Annotated in this window: 18 protein-coding genes and 1 tRNA gene; 10 read left to right on the top strand and 9 right to left on the bottom strand. The window is 68.7% G+C overall.

What is annotated here, in order from left to right:
- Window positions 1-43 precede the first annotated feature (43 nt).
- From APQ99_RS00325 to APQ99_RS00300, 6 genes are all read left to right on the top strand, one after another.
- Window positions 44-856, top strand: coding sequence for a DUF7839 domain-containing protein (locus APQ99_RS00325; RefSeq protein ID WP_010903130.1), 813 nt, complete (start codon window positions 44-46; stop codon window positions 854-856).
- Between the two features lie 93 nt (window positions 857-949).
- Window positions 950-1660 (top strand): DUF547 domain-containing protein, encoded by a 711-nt coding sequence (locus APQ99_RS00320; protein ID WP_229373349.1) that lies wholly within the window; start codon window positions 950-952, stop codon window positions 1658-1660.
- Between the two features lie 51 nt (window positions 1661-1711).
- A complete protein-coding gene (locus APQ99_RS00315) occupies window positions 1712-1951 on the top strand; it encodes a glutaredoxin family protein (RefSeq protein WP_010903129.1) in 240 nt (79 codons plus the stop codon).
- A complete protein-coding gene (locus APQ99_RS00310; protein ID WP_136361489.1) occupies window positions 1948-2490 on the top strand; it encodes a cob(I)yrinic acid a,c-diamide adenosyltransferase in 543 nt (180 codons plus the stop codon). The genes APQ99_RS00315 and APQ99_RS00310 overlap by 4 nt, the downstream gene beginning before the upstream one ends.
- Window positions 2491-2711: 221 nt before the next feature.
- Window positions 2712-2786, top strand: a tRNA-Val gene (locus APQ99_RS00305).
- Window positions 2787-2922: 136 nt separating this feature from the next.
- A complete protein-coding gene (locus APQ99_RS00300; protein WP_136361488.1) occupies window positions 2923-5301 on the top strand; it encodes a chloride channel protein in 2379 nt (792 codons plus the stop codon).
- 9 nt (window positions 5302-5310) lie between these two features.
- Here APQ99_RS00300 and APQ99_RS00295 read toward each other — a convergent pair whose 3' ends face one another.
- From APQ99_RS00295 to sucC, 3 genes are read right to left on the bottom strand one after another with little or no spacing between them, the layout of a single operon-like run.
- Window positions 5311-6357 carry a DNA-methyltransferase gene (locus APQ99_RS00295; RefSeq protein ID WP_136361487.1) on the bottom strand — a complete coding sequence of 349 codons (1047 nt, stop codon included), beginning with the start codon at window positions 6355-6357 and terminating at the stop codon, window positions 5311-5313.
- 54 nt (window positions 6358-6411) lie between these two features.
- Window positions 6412-7281, bottom strand: a complete 870-nt coding sequence (sucD, locus tag APQ99_RS00290) for a succinate--CoA ligase subunit alpha (RefSeq protein WP_136361486.1) — start codon at window positions 7279-7281, stop codon at window positions 6412-6414.
- Window positions 7278-8426, bottom strand: a complete 1149-nt coding sequence (sucC, locus tag APQ99_RS00285; protein WP_136361485.1) for an ADP-forming succinate--CoA ligase subunit beta — start codon at window positions 8424-8426, stop codon at window positions 7278-7280. The genes sucD and sucC overlap by 4 nt, the downstream gene beginning before the upstream one ends.
- Before the next feature lie 117 nt (window positions 8427-8543).
- Here sucC and APQ99_RS00280 point away from each other — a divergent pair, with 117 nt between their 5' ends.
- The gene (locus APQ99_RS00280; RefSeq protein ID WP_136361484.1) at window positions 8544-9254 is read left to right on the top strand and encodes an SDR family oxidoreductase; all 711 of its coding nucleotides are present in this window, start codon (window positions 8544-8546) and stop codon (window positions 9252-9254) included.
- A 34-nt stretch (window positions 9255-9288) separates the two neighbouring features.
- Here the strand turns inward: APQ99_RS00280 and APQ99_RS00275 are convergent, their stop codons facing one another.
- Complete coding sequence (locus APQ99_RS00275; protein WP_136361483.1) at window positions 9289-10116, bottom strand: DUF7537 family lipoprotein; 828 nt, start codon at window positions 10114-10116, stop codon at window positions 9289-9291.
- Window positions 10117-10218: 102 nt separating this feature from the next.
- Here APQ99_RS00275 and APQ99_RS00270 point away from each other — a divergent pair, with 102 nt between their 5' ends.
- Both APQ99_RS00270 and APQ99_RS00265 read left to right on the top strand, forming a co-directional pair.
- Window positions 10219-11448: an HD domain-containing protein gene (locus tag APQ99_RS00270; RefSeq protein ID WP_136361482.1), complete on the top strand. Its 1230-nt coding sequence runs from the start codon at window positions 10219-10221 to the stop codon at window positions 11446-11448.
- A gap of 51 nt (window positions 11449-11499) precedes the next feature.
- The gene (locus APQ99_RS00265; protein WP_010903120.1) at window positions 11500-11943 is read left to right on the top strand and encodes a universal stress protein; all 444 of its coding nucleotides are present in this window, start codon (window positions 11500-11502) and stop codon (window positions 11941-11943) included.
- A 6-nt stretch (window positions 11944-11949) separates the two neighbouring features.
- On the opposite strand, the gene APQ99_RS00260 is transcribed toward APQ99_RS00265, so the two are convergent.
- The gene (locus APQ99_RS00260) at window positions 11950-12897 is read right to left on the bottom strand and encodes a biotin--[acetyl-CoA-carboxylase] ligase (protein WP_136361481.1); all 948 of its coding nucleotides are present in this window, start codon (window positions 12895-12897) and stop codon (window positions 11950-11952) included.
- A 166-nt stretch (window positions 12898-13063) separates the two neighbouring features.
- On the opposite strand from APQ99_RS00260, the gene APQ99_RS12465 reads away from it, so the two are divergent.
- Window positions 13064-13207 (top strand): DUF7503 family protein, encoded by a 144-nt coding sequence (locus APQ99_RS12465; RefSeq protein WP_422388160.1) that lies wholly within the window; start codon window positions 13064-13066, stop codon window positions 13205-13207.
- A 47-nt stretch (window positions 13208-13254) separates the two neighbouring features.
- Here the strand turns inward: APQ99_RS12465 and APQ99_RS00255 are convergent, their stop codons facing one another.
- From APQ99_RS00255 to APQ99_RS00240, 4 genes are all read right to left on the bottom strand, one after another.
- A complete protein-coding gene (locus APQ99_RS00255) occupies window positions 13255-15399 on the bottom strand; it encodes a hypothetical protein (protein ID WP_136361480.1) in 2145 nt (714 codons plus the stop codon).
- A gap of 134 nt (window positions 15400-15533) precedes the next feature.
- On the bottom strand, window positions 15534-17366 hold the full coding sequence (locus APQ99_RS00250) for an acetyl-CoA carboxylase biotin carboxylase subunit (protein ID WP_010903116.1): 1833 nt from the start codon (window positions 17364-17366) through the stop codon (window positions 15534-15536).
- Between the two features lie 110 nt (window positions 17367-17476).
- Window positions 17477-17734 carry a hypothetical protein gene (locus tag APQ99_RS00245; RefSeq protein WP_010903115.1) on the bottom strand — a complete coding sequence of 86 codons (258 nt, stop codon included), beginning with the start codon at window positions 17732-17734 and terminating at the stop codon, window positions 17477-17479.
- Window positions 17734-19278 carry a carboxyl transferase domain-containing protein gene (locus APQ99_RS00240; RefSeq protein ID WP_173362413.1) on the bottom strand — a complete coding sequence of 515 codons (1545 nt, stop codon included), beginning with the start codon at window positions 19276-19278 and terminating at the stop codon, window positions 17734-17736. Before APQ99_RS00240 ends, APQ99_RS00245 begins: the two co-directional genes overlap by 1 nt.
- Window positions 19279-19322 lie beyond the last annotated feature (44 nt).

Below are 19322 nucleotides of genomic sequence, written 5' to 3'. Positions count from 1 at the left end.
TTACACAAAACTACTTGAATTGGGGTCGTCTGAACTTGCAGTAATGGTCGAATCACGGGCGAACGGGGACTTGGGCGTGCTCCGGAGCAAGCGCAACGCCACGCGGTACCAGATCCTCGTGGAGATCGCCGAGCGACAGCCGGCGGTCAGCCAGCAGGAGATCGCGGACGAGATCGGGGTCACGGCCCAGGCGGTCAGCGATTACCTCGGCGACCTCGTCGAGGAGGGGCACGCGCGCAAGCACGGACGCGGGCGATACGAAGTCACCAAGGAGGGCGTCGACTGGCTCATCTCCCAGACCGACGACCTGCGGACGTTCGTGGAGTACGTCTCCGAGAGCGTCCTCGAAGAGGTCGACGTCGACACCGCCGTTGCTGACGCCGACATCGACGACGGCGAGCGCGTCTCGCTGTCGATGCACGACGGCGTCATGCACGCCACTCCGGGTGCTGATGGCAGTGCAACGGCGGTCGCGGTCACCGGTGCCGCGGCCGGCCAGGACGTGGGGACCGCCGAGTTCGACGGGATGCTCGACTACGAGCCCGGTGAGGTGACGGTGCTGTCGACGCCGGTCGTCCAGGACGGCGGCAGCGGTGCGCTCCCGGACGACGCCGTGACCGCCCGGCTCGCGGCCCACGACATCGTCGCGGCCGCCGGCGTTGAGGCGCTCGTTGCAGTGCGGGACGCCGGCAGCGAGCCGGACATCCGGTTCGGGACGGCCAGCGCCGTTCCCGCCGCAGCGAGCCGGGGACTGTCGGTGTTGCTGGTGGTGACTGCCGACCGCCTCTCCGAGCACACCGACCCGCTGCGGGAGCGCAATCTCGGCTACGAGGTCGTCGGCCCGGGCCTGGACTGACCCGCGGACTGGCGACAGACGTTTGTATCGTGGCACACTATGACAAGGTATGTTAACATACCTCACGATAGCGGCTGGTGAGGCGTGATTCCCGTGTTCGCACCAACCGCCGACACGACGACAGCCCACGACCTCGTCGCCGCCGCTCAGCGCCTCTACCACACCGCCCACCACGACACCGGGGCGTCGGCGCTGTTCGACTCGCTTGCCGCCCTCGACCAGTCCATCCTGGACACGCTCGGCGACGACGAGTCCGCCGCCACCGCGTTCTGGCTGAACGTCCACGGCGCGCTCGTCGAGCGCGCACGCGCCACCGGCCAGCACGCCCGCCGGATCGCCGGCACCCGCCGCACCGCCGCCGACATCACCCACGACATCCTCCGCGCGGACCGCTGGCGCCACGGCCTGGGCTACCTCCCGGATCCGTTCCCCAGCCCGTTCGCCCGCCGCTACCGCCTCGACGAGCTCGACGAACGCGTCCACTTCGCGACACGCATCGCCCGCCACGCGCCCGGCCTTGCGGTGACGTTCACCGCCGCCAACGTCGACGCACAACTCGACGCGCTCACCGACACCTACCTCGATCACGCCGCCGACTACAACCCCGACGCACAGGTCGCACGCGCGCCCCGTGTCTGCCTGTGGTACCGCGGCGACTTCGGCGGCGCGAGCGGCATCCGCTCGCTGCTCGCGGCCCACGACGTGATCCCGGCGGACGCATCGCCGCGCCTCCGATACGTCACGCCACCGACTCTCACGCTCCCGGACCACGACCCCGCTCCCGCCCGCAGCGACCCCCAGTAGTCGCGCCGCCGCGGGACGAACACATTTGGGCGCGCCGCCCGAAACACCGCCATGACGCTCACCCTCTACGCGTTGGACGGCTGCCCGGACTGCGAATCGGTGATCGACACGCTGGCCGCGGACGACATCGACCACGAAACCGTCCACGTGGACGCGCGCCACTCGGCGCGCAACGCGGTCAAGCGCGCCAGCGGGCAGCGCAGCGTTCCCGTCCTCGTGGACGACGACCGCGGCGTAGTGATGGCCGACAGTCAGCGCATCCAGACCTACGCGGCGGTGACCCTGGCGTGAAGATCTACACGAAGCGCGGCGACGACGGCGACACCGACCTCCGGACGATGGACCGCGTCTCGAAAGCCAGCCCGCGCATCGAAGCCTACGGCACCGTGGACGAACTCAACGCCGCGGTCGGTGCCATCCGCCCGACGGACATCGCCGACCTCGACGCCTGGCTCCAGGAGGCACAGAACCACCTCCACGTCGTGCAGGCGGACTTCGCGAACCCCGAGCCCGAGCCCGACGACCCACAGATCACCGCCGAACACGTCACCCACGTCGAGGAGTGGATCGACGACTGCGAGGCGCGCCTGGACCCCCTGGAGTCGTTCATCCTGCCCGGGGGCAGCGAGGCGGGCGCGGCGCTGCATCAGGCGCGGGCGGTGTGCCGGCGCGCCGAGCGCCGCGCGGTCGCGCTCCAGGACCACGAGCCCGACGACGCGGTCAACGACACCGCGGTGGCGTACCTGAACCGGCTGTCGGACGCGCTGTTCGTGTTCGCGCGGCTGGCCAACGACGTGGCGGGTGTTCACGAAGAATCGCCGTCGTACTGATCGCGTGTGGACAACAGCAGGATGATGCCGACGCCCCTCTCCAGGGACGGCGAGGTGCCGACGGTCTCTGCGGCTGGGACAGACGCGGACGGGCTGTCGGCGACGCCCGCCACACAGGTTTTAGGTATACCTAAAGATACTAAAGTCCTGTGGTGGTCACCGCCACCACCACTCGGGGAACGCAAGCCTTAATGCTGCCCTCCGGGTACGAACTACTGTCCGGGTCGGTGGTCTAGTCCGGTTATGACGGCTCCTTCACACGGAGCAGGTCGGCGGTTCAACTCCGCCCCGACCCATTACTTCGCTGCGACACTCGACGCTGAGCCACGCGTTCGCCGCCACCGCGCAAAACGTCACTTTTTCGATGGTTCGTGGTCGAACGGACAGGTTTAGACGCGTCACGTGACAACCAGCTGGTATGGTGAGTGTCGGATGACGAGCCACCGCCGGCTGCGGTCGTTGGAGAGTTGGGTTCCGGATGATATCGACCGCCTCGGGGCCTGGACGAACAGTGTGAACGCAGCGCTCGGCCTCGCAGTGGCGATCGTTGGCGTGGTGCTCGGCGGCCCACCACTCGAACGACTTGACACGATCCTCGTCGGCGGCGGACTCGCGGTCGTCAGTGCGTACAACCTCCATCGGATCGCCCACCACACCCTCGAACACCCGGATTTCGTTCGCGCCGCCGGGATCCTCAGCCTCTGGCTGGTCGTGTCCGCGGTGCGCATCGACGCCGCGACGCCCGGCGTGCTCACCGACGCGGCGCTGTGCATCGGCGTGCTGGTGTTCGCGGTGAGCGCCCTGGACTTCGTCGCGCAGTTCCGAGGCCGCCCCGGGAAATGCCGGTGGGCGCGCACGCACGGACCACGCGTGTCGGCCGCCGCCGTCGCCGCCGGTGACACGCTCCGGCGGTGGCACCGGTCGGCCACCAGCAGCATCCGGTTTTTCCTCTCGCGGGACGGCGTCCGGCTCAACACCGCCGCGATCCTCGTCGGCATCGTCGCCGGCCTCGGCGCGGTTGTCTTCCGCATCACCATCTTCGCCGCCCAGGCGGTGTTCTTCGGCGCGACGCTGAACCCGGGCGCGGTCAGCTTCGCCCCGATCCACGTGCCGAACCTGTTCGGCGCGCTGGCCCCCCTTGGCCCGCTCCGGTACGCGCTCGTGCCGGCGGTCGGCGGGCTGATCGTTGGCCTGGTGATCCGCCGCACCACCACCGCGATTCGCGGCCACGGCGTCCCCGAAGTGCTCGAATCGCTGATGGTCCACAACGGCCAGATCGACCCCAAGATCGCCGTGTACAAGACCGTCTCGTCGAGCATCGCGATCGCCAGCGGGGCGTCCCTCGGCCGGGAAGGCCCGATCGTGCAGATCGGGAGCGCCGCGGGATCGTACTTCGGGGCGTTCGTCCACTCCCGGTACACGCGCACGCTGGTCGCCGCCGGCGCGGGCAGCGGCATCGCGGCCACGTTCAACACCCCACTCGCGGGTGTGATGTTCGCGCTCGAAATCCTGCTCTCGGAGTACGCGCTCACCAACGTCGTCACCGTCGTGCTGAGCGCGGTCACGGCGACCGCCGTCGCGCGGTCGGTGCTGGCGTTCACTGCCGTGCCCGGCGTCCGCGAGTTCCTCGTGCCGATCACCTACCACATCGTCACGCCCTCCCTGGAGTTCCCCCTCTACGCCGGCCTCGGCGTGGTCGCCGCCGGCATCGGCGCTGCCGTCGTGCGGCTGCTGTACGCCTCCGAACACCTCTTTCAGGACCGCTGGGACCTGCCCGGCTACCTCACGCCGGCCATCGGCGGTGCCCTTCTCGGGGTGTCGGTCCTGCTCACGGCTGTGCTGCTCGACGCCTCGCCGCTGCAGAGCGCGACCTGGCTGTTCGGGGTCGGATACGGCACCATCCATTCCAGCATCGCCGGCGACCTCACGCTGCTGGTGCTGGTGGCGCTGGCGGTGCTGAAAGTCGTGGGGTTCTCGCTGTCCATCGGCAGCGGGAACTCCGGGGGCGTGTTCTCGCCGACCCTCTACGTCGGCGCGATGGCCGGCGGCGCGTTCGGCGTGCTCGTCAACGCCGCGTTCGCCGGCACAGCCAGCGCCGGCGCGTACGCGCTCGTCGGCACCGCCGGCGTGTTCGCCGCCACGGCCAGCGCGCCGCTCACCGCGACGCTCATCATCTTCGAACTCACCGGCCAGTACACGATCATCCTGCCGCTGCTGGCGGTGACCGTCATCGGCAGCGAGGTCGCACAAGGACTGCTTGACAACGGCACCATCTACACCGAGGCGCTGCGCGACAAGGGCATCACCGTCCAGGAGCGCCGCATCGGCAGCCTCGAAGACCTCGCCGCCAAGGACGTGATGTCCACGGACGTCGACACGGTCACCGTGGGGACCTCCGCCATGGACGCGCTGCGGGTCTTCCAGCAGCGCTCCCACCGCGGCCTCCCCATCGTCGACGCCGACGACACCGTCGCGGGCATGCTCGTGCGGTCCGACGTGGAGCCGCTGGTGACTGTCGCCGGAGACACCGCCGAGACGGTGGCGGTCTGTGCACGCGACGGCGGGCAATCCCCATCGACGGCGGTCGAGGAACTCGGCACCACGAACGTCGTTACTGCCACCCCGGACACCAACCTCCTCACGCTCGTCGACCGCATGGCGCGCGTCGACATCGGCCGCATCCCCATTGTCGACACCGACGGCTCGCTGGTCGGGATCGTCACCCGAACCGACGTGCTCGCGGCCTACGACCGCATCCCCATCGACGACGTCGGCGACCGACAGTGGGCGCTGCCGGACGCGGGGGCTTGACGCCACCGCCTACGCTTCGTCGTCGGTGGGCACGAACGGCTCGTGGGTTGCCCGCCAGCCGGCCGTGGTCGCCTCGACGTCCGCAACCGTATACAACTGGAGGTCCCGCTCCTGGTTCGTTCGCACGGGGACATCGTAGTTCACGGCGTCGTACCCCAGCGCGTCGTCGTCCGTCTCGGCGACGAACGCCCGGTGGGCAGCCAGGCGGTCGGCAGCGACCGCACGCGACAGCTCGGGGGTGGCGGTGATGCGGTCGGCGAACGCAGCCACCACCTCCGGGTCGGCGTCGACGCCCACGGAGTTGCGCCCGGCCACGGCGGCCGCGACGCTGGTCGTGCCCGTCCCCCAGAACGGATCCAGGACGGTGTCGCCGTACACCGAGTACATGTTGATGAGGCGGTACGGCAACGCGAACGGGAACGCCGCCGAGCGCTCCCGCAGCCCCGGCTCGGCGAGGTCTTGGCGGGCCCCGTTGAGGTCGGTCCACACGTCGGAAAACCAGTCGTTGCGCTCCTCCCAGAAGTACGCCGCCTCGTAGCGGCGGTCCGCGCCCGGCTCGAACCCGCGGCGCTCGCCGTTCCGGAACACCAGCAGGTGCTCGTGTTCCAGGGTCACGTAGGCGTTTGGCGGCACCATTCCCGACCCCATGAACTTCGCCGCGGAGTTCGTGGGCTTGCGCCACAGCACGCCCGGCAGCGGGTCGAACCCCAGATCCGCGAACGCGTTCGTGACGCGGGCGTGGTTGTCGTAGACGCGGAACCGGTCGACCGACCGCGTGGCGTCCCCGACGTTCACCACGGCGATCCCACCGGGGCGAAGCACGCGCTTGACTTCCCGCCACGCGTCGGCCAGCACCGCGTGCATGCGGTCGTGGGCGCGCTCGCCCGCACCGGCGTCCAGGGCCGCGCCGATTTCGGGGTCGAGATCGGTGAACACGGTGTCCCACATCTCGATCATCGGGTACGGCGGCGACGTCACGACGAGGTCCACGGCGTCGGCGGCCAGTGGCAGGTCGCGCGCATCCCCGACCGCGACACGGTGCGTGGTCTCATCCATCACGTCACGCGACTAGACCCGGCTACAAACCAGTTTCGACGGGGCGCGCGGACGCTACAGCAGCTCCTCGATATCGTCGGCGACCTCCTCGGGGGTGTCGCCGACGGGAACGCCCGCGTCGTTGAGCGCGCTGATCTTGGAGTCCGCGGTGCCGGTGCCGCTGCCGGAGACGATCGCGCCGGCGTGGCCCATGCGCTTGCCCGGCGGTGCGGTGCGGCCGGCGATGAACCCGGCGACCGGCGTGTCCATGTGCTCGTCGATGTACGCGGCCGCTGCCTCCTCGTCCTCGCCGCCGATCTCGCCGCACATCACGACGGCCTCGGTGTCGGGATCGGCCTCGAACAGTTCGAGGGCGTCGATGAAGTCCGTCCCGATGATCGGGTCGCCGCCGATGCCGATGGCGGTCGTCTGCCCGACGCCGCGCGCGGTCAGCGAATCCACGACCTGGTAGGTGAGCGTGCCCGACCGGGAGACGAGGCCGACGTTGCCCGCCTCGAAGATGTTGCCCGGCAGGATGCCGAGTTTCGCCTCGCCCGGCGTGATGATGCCCGGACAGTTCGGCCCGAGCAGGCGGGTGTCGACTTCCGAGAGGCGCTTGTACACTTTCGCCATGTCCTGGCTCGGAATGCCCTCGGTGATCGCGACCACGAGATCGAGGGGCGTATCGAGCGCCTCGAAGACCGCGTCCGCAGCGAACGCCGGCGGCACGAGGACCACGGAGGCGTCCGCGTTCTCGGCCACGACGGCCTGATTGACGGTGTCGTAGACGGGAACGCCGGCGACCTCCTGGCCGCCCTTCCCGGGCACCGCGCCCGCGACGACGTTGGTGCCGTACTCGATCATCTGTTCGGCGTGGAACTTCCCCTCCCCACCCGTGATGCCCTGCACCACGACGCGGGTGTCGTCATCGACTAGAATGCTCATTGGATGTCCTCCTCGTCGGCGTACTCGACGGCGCGCTGGACAGCGCCCTCGAGCGTTTCTTCGACGGTCACGAGGTCGTCGTTGAGGATCTCGCGGCCTTCAGCGGCGTTCGTGCCCGCGAGCCGGACGACGACCGGCGTCGGGATCTCGTCGAACTGTTCGAGCGCGCTGTTGATGCCCCTCGCGACCTCGTCGCCGCGAGTGATGCCGCCGAAAATGTTGAACACGACGCTGTCGACGTTCTCGTCGCTGAACACCATGTCCAGGGCGTTGGCGACGCGGTCGGCTTTCGCGCCGCCGCCGATGTCCAGGAAGTTCGCGGGCTGCCCGCCGTAGTAGTCCACGAGGTCAAGCGTCGTCATCACGAGCCCGGCCCCGTTGCCGATGATGCCCGTGTTGCCGTCCAAGCGGACGTAGTCGAAGCCGTACTCGTTGGCCTTGGCTTCGAGGTCGTCCTCGGCGGCGTCCTCTTCCATGTCGGCGAACGCCGGCTGGCGGAACAACGCGTCCTCGTCGAGTTTCATCACGGCGTCGGCGGCGACAACGTCGCGCTCGCTGGTCACCATCACGGGATTGATCTCGACCTCCGTGGCGTCGCTGTCCGCCCACAGATCGTAGACGCCCTGCACGATCTTCGCGACGTCCCCGGCGACGTCCTGCTCGATGCCCGCGTCGTAGACGGCGTTGCGGGCCTGATAGGCCTGCAGGCCGAACGAGGGATCGACGTGCTCGCGCACGATGTCCTCGGGGGCCTCCTCGGCGACGGATTCGATGTCGACGCCGCCGCGCTCGGAGACCATCACGACCGGCGCGCCCTCGCTGCGGTCCATGGTCACGCCGACGTACAACTCGTTGGTGAAGTCGACGGCCTCCTCGACGAGAACGCGATCAACCGTGTAGCCTTTGAGGTCCATGCCGAGAATCGACTCGGCGGCCTCGCGAGCCTCGGCCGTGTTCTCCGCGAGTTTGATGCCGCCGGCCTTTCCGCGGCCACCGACGTGTACCTGGGCCTTCACCGCGACGGGGTAGTCGAGGGCGTCTGCGACCTCGACGGCCTCGTCGACGGACGTTGCGAGCGCCGACTCCGGGGTCGGAATGCCCGCATCGGCGAAGACCTCCTTCGCCTGGTACTCGTGAAGCTTCATGCAGTCTGAACGCGAACCTCGCTCAGCATAAACCCCATCGGTCTCCGAATCCGGCGCGTGCTGCCGCTTCGACACGGGGTGCATACGTTTACAACGCGCGCCATCCATGTGGTGGGTATGCATGCCAACTTCGAGTGCGATGGCGACGTTGTGCTCGTGACCGGCGCGGTCGGCGCGCTCGGGAGCGCCGTCTGCCGGGCGTTCGCCGACGCCGGCGCAACCGTCTGTGGCACCGACGTGGTGGCCCCCGCGGAGAGCGACGACGCCGTGCCGACCCCCACGTTCGCGTCGTTCTACCAGGGCGATCTCACGGAGGACACGCAGGCCGCCCACGTCGTCTCAAGCACGGTCGCCGACCACGGCGGCCTCGACGCGCTCTGCAACGTCGCCGGGATGTGGCAGGGCGGCGACCAGATCCACGAAACGCCGGTGTCGGCGTTCGAGACGGTCCTGGACGTGAACCTGAAAACGATGTTCCTCGCGAGCGCGCACGCGATCCCACACCTCCAGGACAGCGATGGCACCATCGTCTCCGTCTCCGCGCGGGCCTCCCTAGAGGGCGGCCGGGGCGACGGTCCCTACCGGGCTGCGAAGGCCGGCGTCCGCCTGCTCACCGAAACCATCGCCGCCGAGAACCACGGCGCGGTGCGCGCCAACGCCGTCATGCCGTCGGTCATCGACACGCCCGCGAACCGCGAGATGCTGCCCGACGCCGACCACGACTCCTGGGTCGACCCCGATGCCATCGCTCGCGTCGTGCTCTCGCTGTGTTCGGACGCGACGCCGCCCACGAACGGGGCTGCGGTCCCAGTCTACGGCGACGCCTAACCGGACAGCAGAACGAACGGAGTTCGACCGCGCGTTACGCCGACGCGTTCGCGGTGGTGGTCGCGTTCGCGGTCGTGGGTGTCGTCGTCGACGGCTGGCTGGTCGCGGTCGTGGCGGCGTCACTGGCCCAGTCGGGCTGGGTGACTTCCGTCGACCCGATGTCGCTGAAGGTGTAGTTGACAGCCGTCGTCTGCGAGCGGTTCTGCTGTGCGAACGTGGTGTTCGACTGCAGCGAGGTCACCACGCCGTCGTCACGGATGTGCAGCGTCGCAGCCGCCGCCTCGACCGACTCGGGGTCGCGGTTCGCGAACGCCTGTGAGGACGTATTCAGGTCCGCCACGCCGTCGGCCTCGTAGACCGCGACCGTGTCGCCGTTCTCAGTGGTGGTGCCCGTGTACGTGAAGTTGAACAGGTCGATGAACGGCCGCACGATGCTGCTAGCGTACTGATCGGCGGTCGGCGCTCTCCCGGACGCGTCCCGGACCTGTGACCGGTTGCCGGCGGCGCGCCGCTCGTAGGCGGTGCCGTTGCCGTCGGTGTACACGGCGACCGTCTGGCCCCGCGGCGACTGCGTCCGCAGGAACAGCGCACCCGAGGCGGCGTTCCCACGGACCACGCCGGTGGTCTCGGCGCGCTGCGTGCTGTTTGCCAGCGACTGTGCGACCGTCGACTCCATCGTGTACGAGCCCGCGTCAGTGAGCGCGCTGGCGTGGGCGTCCACGACGGTCCCCGTGTCAAGGGGCGTCTGATAGATCTGGTCGCCGCTCGATGCGCCGTCGTCTGTCGCAGGGGCGGAGCCGCCGGCGCATCCGGCGACCGCGACAAGCGCCACAACCAACAGGGCAGCAAGTTGCCGTCGCATACCGGTGGTTCGCGTGTCACGGTGAAAACCCCTGTGGACGACACCGCGTCCGGCGCGCGCTCGGTCACACGAGTTATACGAAAACCCCGCCAACAGCCTCCAATGACCACCACGATCAAGGACAGCGTCCACGACCACATCGAAGTCACCGGCGTGGTCGCTGCGCTGCTCGACACGCCCCCGCTCCAGCGCCTGCGCAACGTCGCACAGCTGGGCACCGTCAGCCTCGTCTACCCGTCAGCCAACCACACCCGCTTCGAGCACTCCCTGGGCGTCTACCACCTCGCCGACCGCGCGCTCGACCACCTCGGGATCACGGGCCAGCGCGCCACCCGCGTTCGCGCCGCCGCCATCCTCCACGACATCGGCCACGGACCGTTCAGCCACAACGTCGAGGACGTGATCGAGCGCCACACCGGCAACCGCCACGACGACGTCCACGACCTCGTGGCGTCCGGCCAGGTGGCGTCGGTGCTGGCCGACCACGACATCCAGCCCGCGGAGATCGCCGCCCTCGTGGCCGGCGACGGCGAGCCACTGGCCCAACTGGTCGCCGGCGAGCTCGACGTCGACCGCATGGACTACCTGGTGCGGGACGCCCACCACACCGGCGTCCCCTACGGCACCATCGACCACGGACGACTCATCCGTGGGCTGACGTTCATCGACGGCGACCTCGTGCTCGGCGCGGGCAACGTGCAATCCGCCGAAAGCCTGCTGTTGGCGCGCGCGCTCATGAACCCGACCGTGTACAGCCACCACGTCGCCCGCATTTCGAAGTCGATGCTGCGGCGCGCGGCCGAAACGCTGCTCGCCACCACGGACGTGACCGCGCCGGCGCTGCGCCGCATGGACGACCACGACCTCGTGGCCGCGCTCCGCGCCCACGACGCCACCAGCCGGGTCGCCGCCCGGCTGTTCGAGCGCGACCTCTACAAGCGCGCGGTGTGGGCGGAACTCGGGGACGTCGACGACGACCTCGTCGGCGCGGACCACGACACCGTGCGGGAGTTCGAGCGCGCCATCGCCGCCGACGCCGGCGTCCCCGAGCGCGATGTCATCGTTGATGCGCCCAGCGAGCCCTCGATGCCGGAGTCCTCGACGGGTGTGCTGGTCAACGGCGAGGTGCGGCGGCTCCACGAGCAATCAACGCTCGTGACCGCGCTTCAGACCGCCCAGCGCGAGCAGTGGCGACTCGGCGTCTACACGCCGCGAGCGCACACCGACGCGGTCGGGCGGGCCACGGAGCGCGTGCTCGGGCTGGACCCCGACGACGGGCTCGTCACCGAGGTGAACGCGCCCGACGACTCACCGCCGGGGTTCTCGGAGTGACCACCCGACCGCCCTGTACACTTAACACAGCACCGTGAGAAGCACGACACGATGGGACGCTACGAGCGCATCCTCGTACCGACGGACGGGTCGAACGCGTCACAGGACGCCGTCGCGCACGCCGTCGATCTCGCCGTCGAGCACGACGCGACGGTTCACGCGTTGTACGTCGTGGACACTGCGAGCTACGCGGGGCTGCCCATGGACTCCTCCTGGGAGAGCGTGTCCGCGATGCTGAGCAGTGAGGGAACGAGCGCGCTCGATACCGTGACCGCGGCCGCAAACGACCGTGGTGTCGCCACCGAGCGCGAACTCCGGGACGGCAACCCCGCCATGGAGATCGTGACCTACGCCGACAACGCCGGCTGTGACCTGATCGTGATGGGGACCCATGGCCGCGGTGGGATCGACCGGCTGTTGCTGGGCAGCGTCACCGAGAAGGTGGTGCGATCGTCGTCGGTGCCGGTGCTCACCGTCAGCGGCGGGGACGAGTAACGCCCGTCAGGCGGGCCGCACGTGCTGGCAGTCGCCGGCATGCACGACGGTTGTCGACTCGCCACCAGTGGCAACCACGAGCGCGCCGTGAGCCGTGACATCGACGGCGCGACCGGTGATCGTGTTGTCGTCATCCTGGGTGATGCGCACGTGCTCGCCGAGCGTTGCTGCGCGCTCGCGCCACGCCGCCAGCGCCGCCTCCGGGCGGCCACGCAGGGCGTCGAACCGTTCGAGGACGCGCTGCACGAACACCCGTCGGTCCGTCTCGCCGGCCAGCGCGCGCACGCTCGTCGCGCCGGGCGCGAGCGCCGCCGGGTCGACGTTGACGTTCACGCCCAAGCCCACGACCACCCAGGACACGCGGCTGGCTTCGCCCTCCATCTCGGTGAGGATGCCCGCGAGCTTTCGGTTGCCGCGCGCGGCGGGTTCGCCGGGCACGACCACGTCGTTGGGCCACTTGATCGCGGCGTCAACGCCGGCTTCCCGGGCGGCGTCCGTGACCGCCACTGCGGCGGCGAACGTGAGCAGGGGCACGCGCGCCGGCGGCAGGTCCGGGCCGAGCACGAGACTCGCCCAGACGCCGCCTGCGGGCGACTCCCAGGATCGGTCCCGGCGACCGCGGCCACTCGTCTGCCGGGTTGCGAGCACGACCGTGTCGCGCGCGCCGTCGGCCGCACGCTCGCGGGCGCGGTCGTTCGTGCTGGGCAGGCTGTCGTGGTGTTCGATCGTGAACGGGGCGTCCAAGTCGACGCTGACCGCGAGCCCGCCGTAGTCGGGCACTCCGGCCAGCGTGTACCCGTCGTGGCCGCTGTCGATGGTGAAGCCGGCGTCGCGGAGTGCGTCGACGTGCTTCCAGACGGCGGCCCGGGAGACGCCGAGTTCGTCGGCCAGCGCCGGCCCGGGTGTGGGGCCGTCGGCCAACGCGTCGAGGACGGCGCGTCGGGTGTCGCTCATTGCCGGTGGTATCCGGCGTGTCCTGTTAAACCCGACTGGTTGAACGCCACACCGCACCGGAGGAGACTGTCCTAATCCGACACAATAACTCACTCATACCTTTTTTCGGTTTATTTATATCTGTTATGTTCAGATAAATTTAATTTTCAGCGGGTTGTTGATACAGATGTCGATGACTGACTCCAAGTTCACGCAGTACCTGTCGGATAACCCACGAATGATCGGCGCGCTGTTCACGATGCTGCTGTTCCTCTCGACAACAGGGACGGCGGCGGCAAGGCACCCTGTCGGGATTATCCAGGGGCCATAGCTGAGTAGAAAGCGTACTGAATCCGCTGTCTCGCTAAAGAAGACGCTTCAGCCGGTTTCTTCGATGGTCAGTTTGTCACTCCATGTCAGTGTTCCGTCGTAGAGAACTGGAAAGACCCCATGGTCGAAAAACGAGCGAAGATCTTCAGCAGCAACGTTGAACGTCCCGATGTGACCAGCGTTTAGATACGACGTGTCGTTCCCGGGAATGTACGGCGTGACGAGCGATCCCAGCGGCGTGTTCGTAGTCGGATAGCCGACCAGAGACACCTCGTAGCCGGCATCGGTTGCTGCCAGCTCAGCGAGCAGCGACACGCCACTCCGGCTCTGCACCACCTGCGCGGACCCATCGCCGACCGTGACGTACTGGTTCCCGAACGCCGTCACGTTGCGAGCGACTGATAGCCCTGCCAGCAGCGAGAACCCGTTGTTCAGCAGTCGCGCGATCGCGTGCCCGACCCGCACGGCGGCGTCGTTGTCGATGTCCGACACGGTGACGATGCCGCCCTGGCTTCCGCGATCAACCAGCGCGCGACCCTGCGCGTGCGACTGACAGGAGTTCAGCAGGAACGCGCGGACGCCGGTTGTGTCCAGGTCCCGGGCGTCGAGTCGCCCGTCCACACACTGGAAGCCGGTGGCGTCCGTGTGCCCGATGTAGTGGAGGAAGTCGACCGTCGACTCCAAGACCGTGGCGAGCTCGCTCGTGGACAGCTCGTGGCGCACCGAGATGTCGAACTCGAAGAAATCCCGCATCCCGTAGACGGCGCTGACGCAGTCCTCGGCGTCCATCGACGGGTCGTTGCAGACGACCACGACCCGGATCGGATCGCTGGCGAGTGCATCGCACGCGAGACTCGCCTGGTAGTCCGCAGCGGTGGCCTTGTTGGCACCCACTGGCACCCCGTCGGCGAGCCACACGTGCTCGATGGACTCCGTATCCGGCGGTACCACGACATCGTCCGCGTCGGCCGCCACGCGTGGCTGGTCGCGGTCCGGCTGTGACCTGCTCCGAAGGAACGAACTCACAGCCTCGGCTCCGTGCCCGGCGTCGGATGTCGTGTCCGGTTGTGCGTCGTGGACTCGGACGTTGGCGAGGTCATCCACGACGAACGGCAGCGCGGCGATGCGTCCGGGGTCCGGGGCAATGTCCGCGGTGACCGGCCACTGCGGACCGTGTGGCTCGGTGACCGCGAACGGCACACCCAGGTATGCCGCCAGCCGTTCGGCGGGCGGCGCGTCGTAGGCCGCCGACAGGTCGATGCCGAGGGTCGGCTCGATCGCGGTGCGTTCGTGCATCGACACCGAGTACAGCCCCTCCGTCCGGACGACACAATCCAGCAAGAACACGTGCTCCAGCAGAGTCTGCACCGCGTCGCCGAACCCACTGGCGGACGGGAACGGATACCGGACGCCGTCGAGCACGAGCGCGCGCTGTGCGCCCGGCTGCACCGTCGCCCCGAGATAGTACGCGAGCGTGCTCACCCGGTACAGGTCACCCCAGTCGAGCGGGATCTCGATGGCGATCCCGGTGTCCGGGGCGTCGAGGGTGGCGGGCGCGTCGAAGGCGTCACCGCGCTCCACGAGCGGTGGATGGCCCCGTAGCGTCGGGAACGACCGCTCCGGTGTGGTGGTTTTCAGCGCGGATCCGAACAGTGAGACCGCGCGCATGCCGTCCCGCACGTCGTCGGTGATGGTGATCGTGGCCTCGGGGGCCGTATGCAGCGACCGCGCGCCCAGGCGCACGGTGGCCGTGGCGTCGAAGCTGATGACCGTCGAGTCGTCGGTGCGGTGGATCTCGAAGGGGTCCGTTACAGCCAGTTGGAGCTTCATCGACCCGATGTCGACATCCAGGGCGTACGCTCCCTGCTCGGGATACGTCGCCGACTCCTGGTTGGTGGTTTTCCCGACGAGCGTCCGGTCTGGCTGCCACACGAACACGTCCACCAGTGCCGGCAGCGTGATCCGCGTCGTGTCGAAGGCAACCGCGCTATCGACGGGCAACGCGAACCCAGCATCACTGCTGGTGTGCCACGCCTCCGCATCCGGCTGCCGAGACAGTCCATGCCCCGAGCCGGTAGCGATAGGCGTTGGGGCCACCCGGGACTCGGTGTACAGCTCGAACTGGGCGTTCTCGATCCGGTCGTGAACACGCAGCCCGGTCGGGCTCGTGGTCGGCGTGAATGCTGGGTTCATGGTGCGGCCACGTGACACCGCACGGTTCGACTGCCGCCGCCACGGAGCGCGGCGTCAGCCGGCGGTGTCGTCGGTCGGGTCGTGTGGGAGTAGCAGACAGCCAGGCGACATAATGACTCCGGTCGCGGAACCGTCTAGTCGATGACCACCAGCACGTCGTCCATGTCGACGCTGTCGTCCTCGCTGACGGCGACCTGCGTGACCGTGCCACCGTGGGACGCCACGACGTCGTTCTCCATTTTCATCGCTTCCAGCACAACCAGCACGTCTCCTGCGTCGACCGCATCGCCCTCGGACACGGCCACGTCCAGGATCGTCCCCTGCATCTCCGCCGTGACCGTCTCGCCGTCGCCCTCAACGACCGTCTCGCCGTCGTCGGCTCCGCCCGCGGGCTCCGGCGGCCCGCCGCCGCCGGTGTCCGCTTCGGGGGCAGCGAACTGCGCCGCGCCGCGCTCCTCCAGGTTGACCTCGAAGCGCTTGCCGTTGACTTCCACCGTGAAATCCCGCTCCACCACGTTCTCATCGGCACTGCTCTCGGAGGCCGTCGTCGTCCCCCACTCCGCCTGGGCGTCACTGATCCGCGACTCCTCGATGTCGCGGTCGAGATACTTCGTCGTGTGCGTGCCCCCGACGAACGCGTCGTCGGTCAGCATCAGCCGATGGAACGGGATGATCGTCGGGATGCCCTCGATGTCGTACTCGGCGAGCGCGCGCCGGGACCGCGCCAGACACTCCTCGCGGTCGCTGCCGTGCACGATGAGCTTCGCGACCATCGAGTCGTAGTCGGTGACGAGATCGTCGCCCTGCCGGAGGCCGTCGTCGACGCGCACGCCGATGCCGCCCGGCGGGTCGTAGGTCTCCAACTCGCCGCCCGTGGCGGGCGCGAAGTCGTCGGCCGCGTTCTCCGCGTTGATGCGGTACTCGACGGCGTGGCCGTCCAGTGCCACGTCGTCCTGCTCGAAGGTGAGCTCGTCGTCGGATGCGATCTTGAGCTGCCACTTCACAATGTCGACGCCCGTGAGCGCCTCCGTGACGGTGTGCTCGACCTGAATCCGGGTGTTCACTTCGAGGAAGTAGAACTCCGTCTCCGGCCCGAGGAGGTCACCGGGCTCCCGCTCGGTGTCTTCCTCGACGAGGAACTCGAAGGTGCCTGCGTTGTAGTAGCCCGCGGCGTCGGCTCCACGCCGGGCCGCCGTCCCGATCTCCTCGCGAAGCTCGTCCGTGAGCGCGGGGCTCGGGCCTTCTTCGATGACTTTCTGGTGGCGGCGCTGCAGCGAACAGTCCCGCTCGCCGAGGTGCCGGACGTTCCCGTGGTGGTCCGCAAGGATCTGGACCTCGATGTGGCGGGGGTTCTCCAAGTAGCGCTCCAGATAGACGTTCGCGTTGTCGAAGTACGCCTCACCCTCACGCTCCGCCGACTCCAGTTGGTCTTCGGCCTCGTCGGCGCTGCGCACGATCTTCATGCCGCGGCCGCCACCACCGCCCTCGGCCTTGATAGCGATGGGGTAGCCGTGTTCCTCGCCGAACTCGTGGATGTCGGCGACGGACTCCACGGGGTCGGTGGTACCGGGGACGATGGGCACGTCGGCCTCCCGCATCGTCTTCCGGGCGCTGGTCTTCTCGCCGAGCTGGCGCATCGAGTCCGCGGACGGGCCGACCCACGTGACGCCGTCGGTGTCCTCGACTTTGCCCGCGAACTCGGCGTTCTCGGCGAGGAAGCCGTAGCCGGGGTGGATGGCGTCGGCCCCGGCCCGCGTGGCCGCGTCGATGATGGCGTCGTGGTCGAGATAGGAGTCCGCCGCGCGCGCCGGCCCGACGTTGTACGCCTCGTCGGCGTACCGCACGTGTCCGGCGTGCGCGTCGGCATCGCTGTACACAGCGACCGTGTCGACCCCGAGGTCGTCACACGCCCGCATCACACGCACCGCGATCTCGCCGCGGTTGGCAACGAGTACCTTCTCGAACATTCTTGATCGTTCGTTTCAGAGACGGCCTACTCATAGCTTCGGTTCTGGATCGGCCGCCAGCCCGCGCACAGAACACCCGCTTGGGCCGCCGCCTCGCCCGGAGCGACGGCCTAAAACCGGTCGCGACGCCCCGCCGCGCTCCACGCGTCGGTGGGCGCACCGTCGGGCACGCGCACCGAGCGCCCGCCCTGTTGTTCGACGCGGCCGGCGAACCGCCATTTCTCACCGGGCCACGTCGCCTCGTTGTCGTCGGCGGCTGCCGCGGCCGCCGCCATCGCGGCCAGGTGGCTCTGGACGGCCGCAGCGATGGCGGCGGCCTCCTCCTCGCTGGCGTCCTCGGGGATCGTCAGGTCCATCTCGGCGGGCATCACAGCGGGATGTTGCCGTGTTTCTTGTCCGGCGTCTCCTCGCGCTTGCTCGCCAGCATGTCGAGGTCGTCGATGAGCCGCGGTCGGGTCTCGGTCGGCTCGATGACGGCGTCGAGGTAGCCGCGGTCGGCGGCCGTGTATGGGTTGGCGAACTCCTCGCGGTACTCGTCGATGAGCTCTTGGCGCCGCGCCGCGGTGTCGTCGGCCGCTTCGAGTTCATCACTGTAGAGGACGTTCACCGCGCCCTTCGGCCCCATCACGGCGATCTCGGCGGTCGGCCACGCGTAGTTGACGTCCGCGCCGATGTGCTTGCTCGCCATCACGTCGTAGGCGCCGCCGTAGGCCTTCCGCGTGATGACCGTCATCAGGGGCACGCTCGCCTCGCTGAACGCGTACAGGAGCTTCGCGCCGTGCCGGATGATGCCGCCGTGCTCTTGGTCGGTGCCCGGCAGGAACCCGGGCACGTCCACGAGCGTCAGGATCGGGACGTTGAACGAGTCACAGAACCGCACGAACCGGCTGCCCTTCTCGGAGGCGTCGATGTCGAGGGTGCCGGCGTTCACGCGGGGCTGGTTCGCGACGATGCCGACCGACCGGCCGTCGAGTCGCGCGAACCCGACGACGATGTTCTTCGCGTAGTCCGCCTGCACCTCGAAAAACGACTGCTCGTCGACGACGCTGTCGACGACGTCGGTCATGTCGTAGGGCTTCCGTGGCTCGTCCGGGACGATGGTTTCGAGGGCGTCGTCGCGGCGCTCGGGGTCGTCGTAGGGCTCGACCCGTGGCGGGTCCTCGACGTTGTTCTGGGGGAGATACGAGAGCAGGCGCTTGATGTTGTCCAGGGCCGCCTCCTCGCTGTCGCAGGCGAAATGTGCGACCCCCGATTCGGCGGCGTGGGTGGTCGCGCCGCCGAGCTCCTCGAAGCCGACCTGCTCGCCGGTCACCGTCTCGATGACGTCCGGCCCGGTGATGAACATGTGGCTCGTGTCCTTCACCATGACGGTGAAATCCGTGATCGCCGGCGAGTAGACGGCACCGCCCGCACACGGCCCCATGATCGCCGAGATCTGGGGGACGACGCCGCTGGCCTTCTCGTTGCGGGTGAAGATCTCCGCGAACCCGCCCAGCGCGTCGACGCCCTCCTGGATGCGTGCGCCCGCCGAGTCGTTGAGCCCCACGACGGGCGCGCCGACCTCCATCGCGCGATCCATCACTTTCGTCACTTTCTCCGCGAACACCTCACCGAGGCTCCCCCCGAAGACGGTGAAGTCGTGGGCGAACACGAACGTCGTCCGGCCGTTGACGTCGCCGTAGCCGGTGACGACGCCGTCGCCGGGGAGCTTCGTTTCGTCCATGTCGAAGTTCGTGGAGCGGTGCGTGCGCAGCTGATCCAACTCGTTGAACGTGCCGTCGTCGAGGAAGTAGTCGATGCGCTCGCGAGCCGTCAGCTTCCCCTTCTCGTGTTGGGACTCGATGCGAGCCTCTCCGCCGCCGAGGAGTGCGCGCTCGGTCTGCTCGCGCAAGTCCTCGATGCGCTCTTCCATCGTCATTTGATTAGGAGGGTTCCGCAACCGGCGGCAAAAGGATT

This window comes from Halobacterium salinarum DSM 3754, assembly GCF_008124605.1.
GTDB lineage: Archaea > Halobacteriota > Halobacteria > Halobacteriales > Halobacteriaceae > Halobacterium > Halobacterium salinarum.
The sequence above is the reverse complement of the archived record's forward strand: the minus strand, read 5'-3'. Positions and strand labels throughout refer to the sequence as shown.

Bases quoted from the DNA above. Each gene is read 5' to 3' on its own strand.
- APQ99_RS00325 (WP_010903130.1), top strand. From the start codon at position 44: ATGGTCGAATCACGGGCGAACGGGGACTTGGGCGTGCTCCGGAGCAAG.
- APQ99_RS00315 (WP_010903129.1), top strand. From the start codon at position 1,712: ATGACGCTCACCCTCTACGCGTTGGACGGCTGCCCGGACTGCGAATCG.
- APQ99_RS00300 (WP_136361488.1), top strand. From the start codon at position 2,923: ATGACGAGCCACCGCCGGCTGCGGTCGTTGGAGAGTTGGGTTCCGGAT.
- APQ99_RS00295 (WP_136361487.1), bottom strand. From the start codon at position 6,357: ATGGATGAGACCACGCACCGTGTCGCGGTCGGGGATGCGCGCGACCTG.
- sucD (WP_136361486.1), bottom strand. From the start codon at position 7,281: ATGAGCATTCTAGTCGATGACGACACCCGCGTCGTGGTGCAGGGCATC.
- sucC (WP_136361485.1), bottom strand. From the start codon at position 8,426: ATGAAGCTTCACGAGTACCAGGCGAAGGAGGTCTTCGCCGATGCGGGC.
- APQ99_RS00280 (WP_136361484.1), top strand. From the start codon at position 8,544: ATGCATGCCAACTTCGAGTGCGATGGCGACGTTGTGCTCGTGACCGGC.
- APQ99_RS00275 (WP_136361483.1), bottom strand. From the start codon at position 10,116: ATGCGACGGCAACTTGCTGCCCTGTTGGTTGTGGCGCTTGTCGCGGTC.
- APQ99_RS00270 (WP_136361482.1), top strand. From the start codon at position 10,219: ATGACCACCACGATCAAGGACAGCGTCCACGACCACATCGAAGTCACC.
- APQ99_RS00265 (WP_010903120.1), top strand. From the start codon at position 11,500: ATGGGACGCTACGAGCGCATCCTCGTACCGACGGACGGGTCGAACGCG.
- APQ99_RS00260 (WP_136361481.1), bottom strand. From the start codon at position 12,897: ATGAGCGACACCCGACGCGCCGTCCTCGACGCGTTGGCCGACGGCCCC.
- APQ99_RS12465 (WP_422388160.1), top strand. From the start codon at position 13,064: ATGTCGATGACTGACTCCAAGTTCACGCAGTACCTGTCGGATAACCCA.
- APQ99_RS00255 (WP_136361480.1), bottom strand. From the start codon at position 15,399: ATGAACCCAGCATTCACGCCGACCACGAGCCCGACCGGGCTGCGTGTT.
- APQ99_RS00250 (WP_010903116.1), bottom strand. From the start codon at position 17,366: ATGTTCGAGAAGGTACTCGTTGCCAACCGCGGCGAGATCGCGGTGCGT.
- APQ99_RS00245 (WP_010903115.1), bottom strand. From the start codon at position 17,734: ATGCCCGCCGAGATGGACCTGACGATCCCCGAGGACGCCAGCGAGGAG.
- APQ99_RS00240 (WP_173362413.1), bottom strand. From the start codon at position 19,278: ATGGAAGAGCGCATCGAGGACTTGCGCGAGCAGACCGAGCGCGCACTC.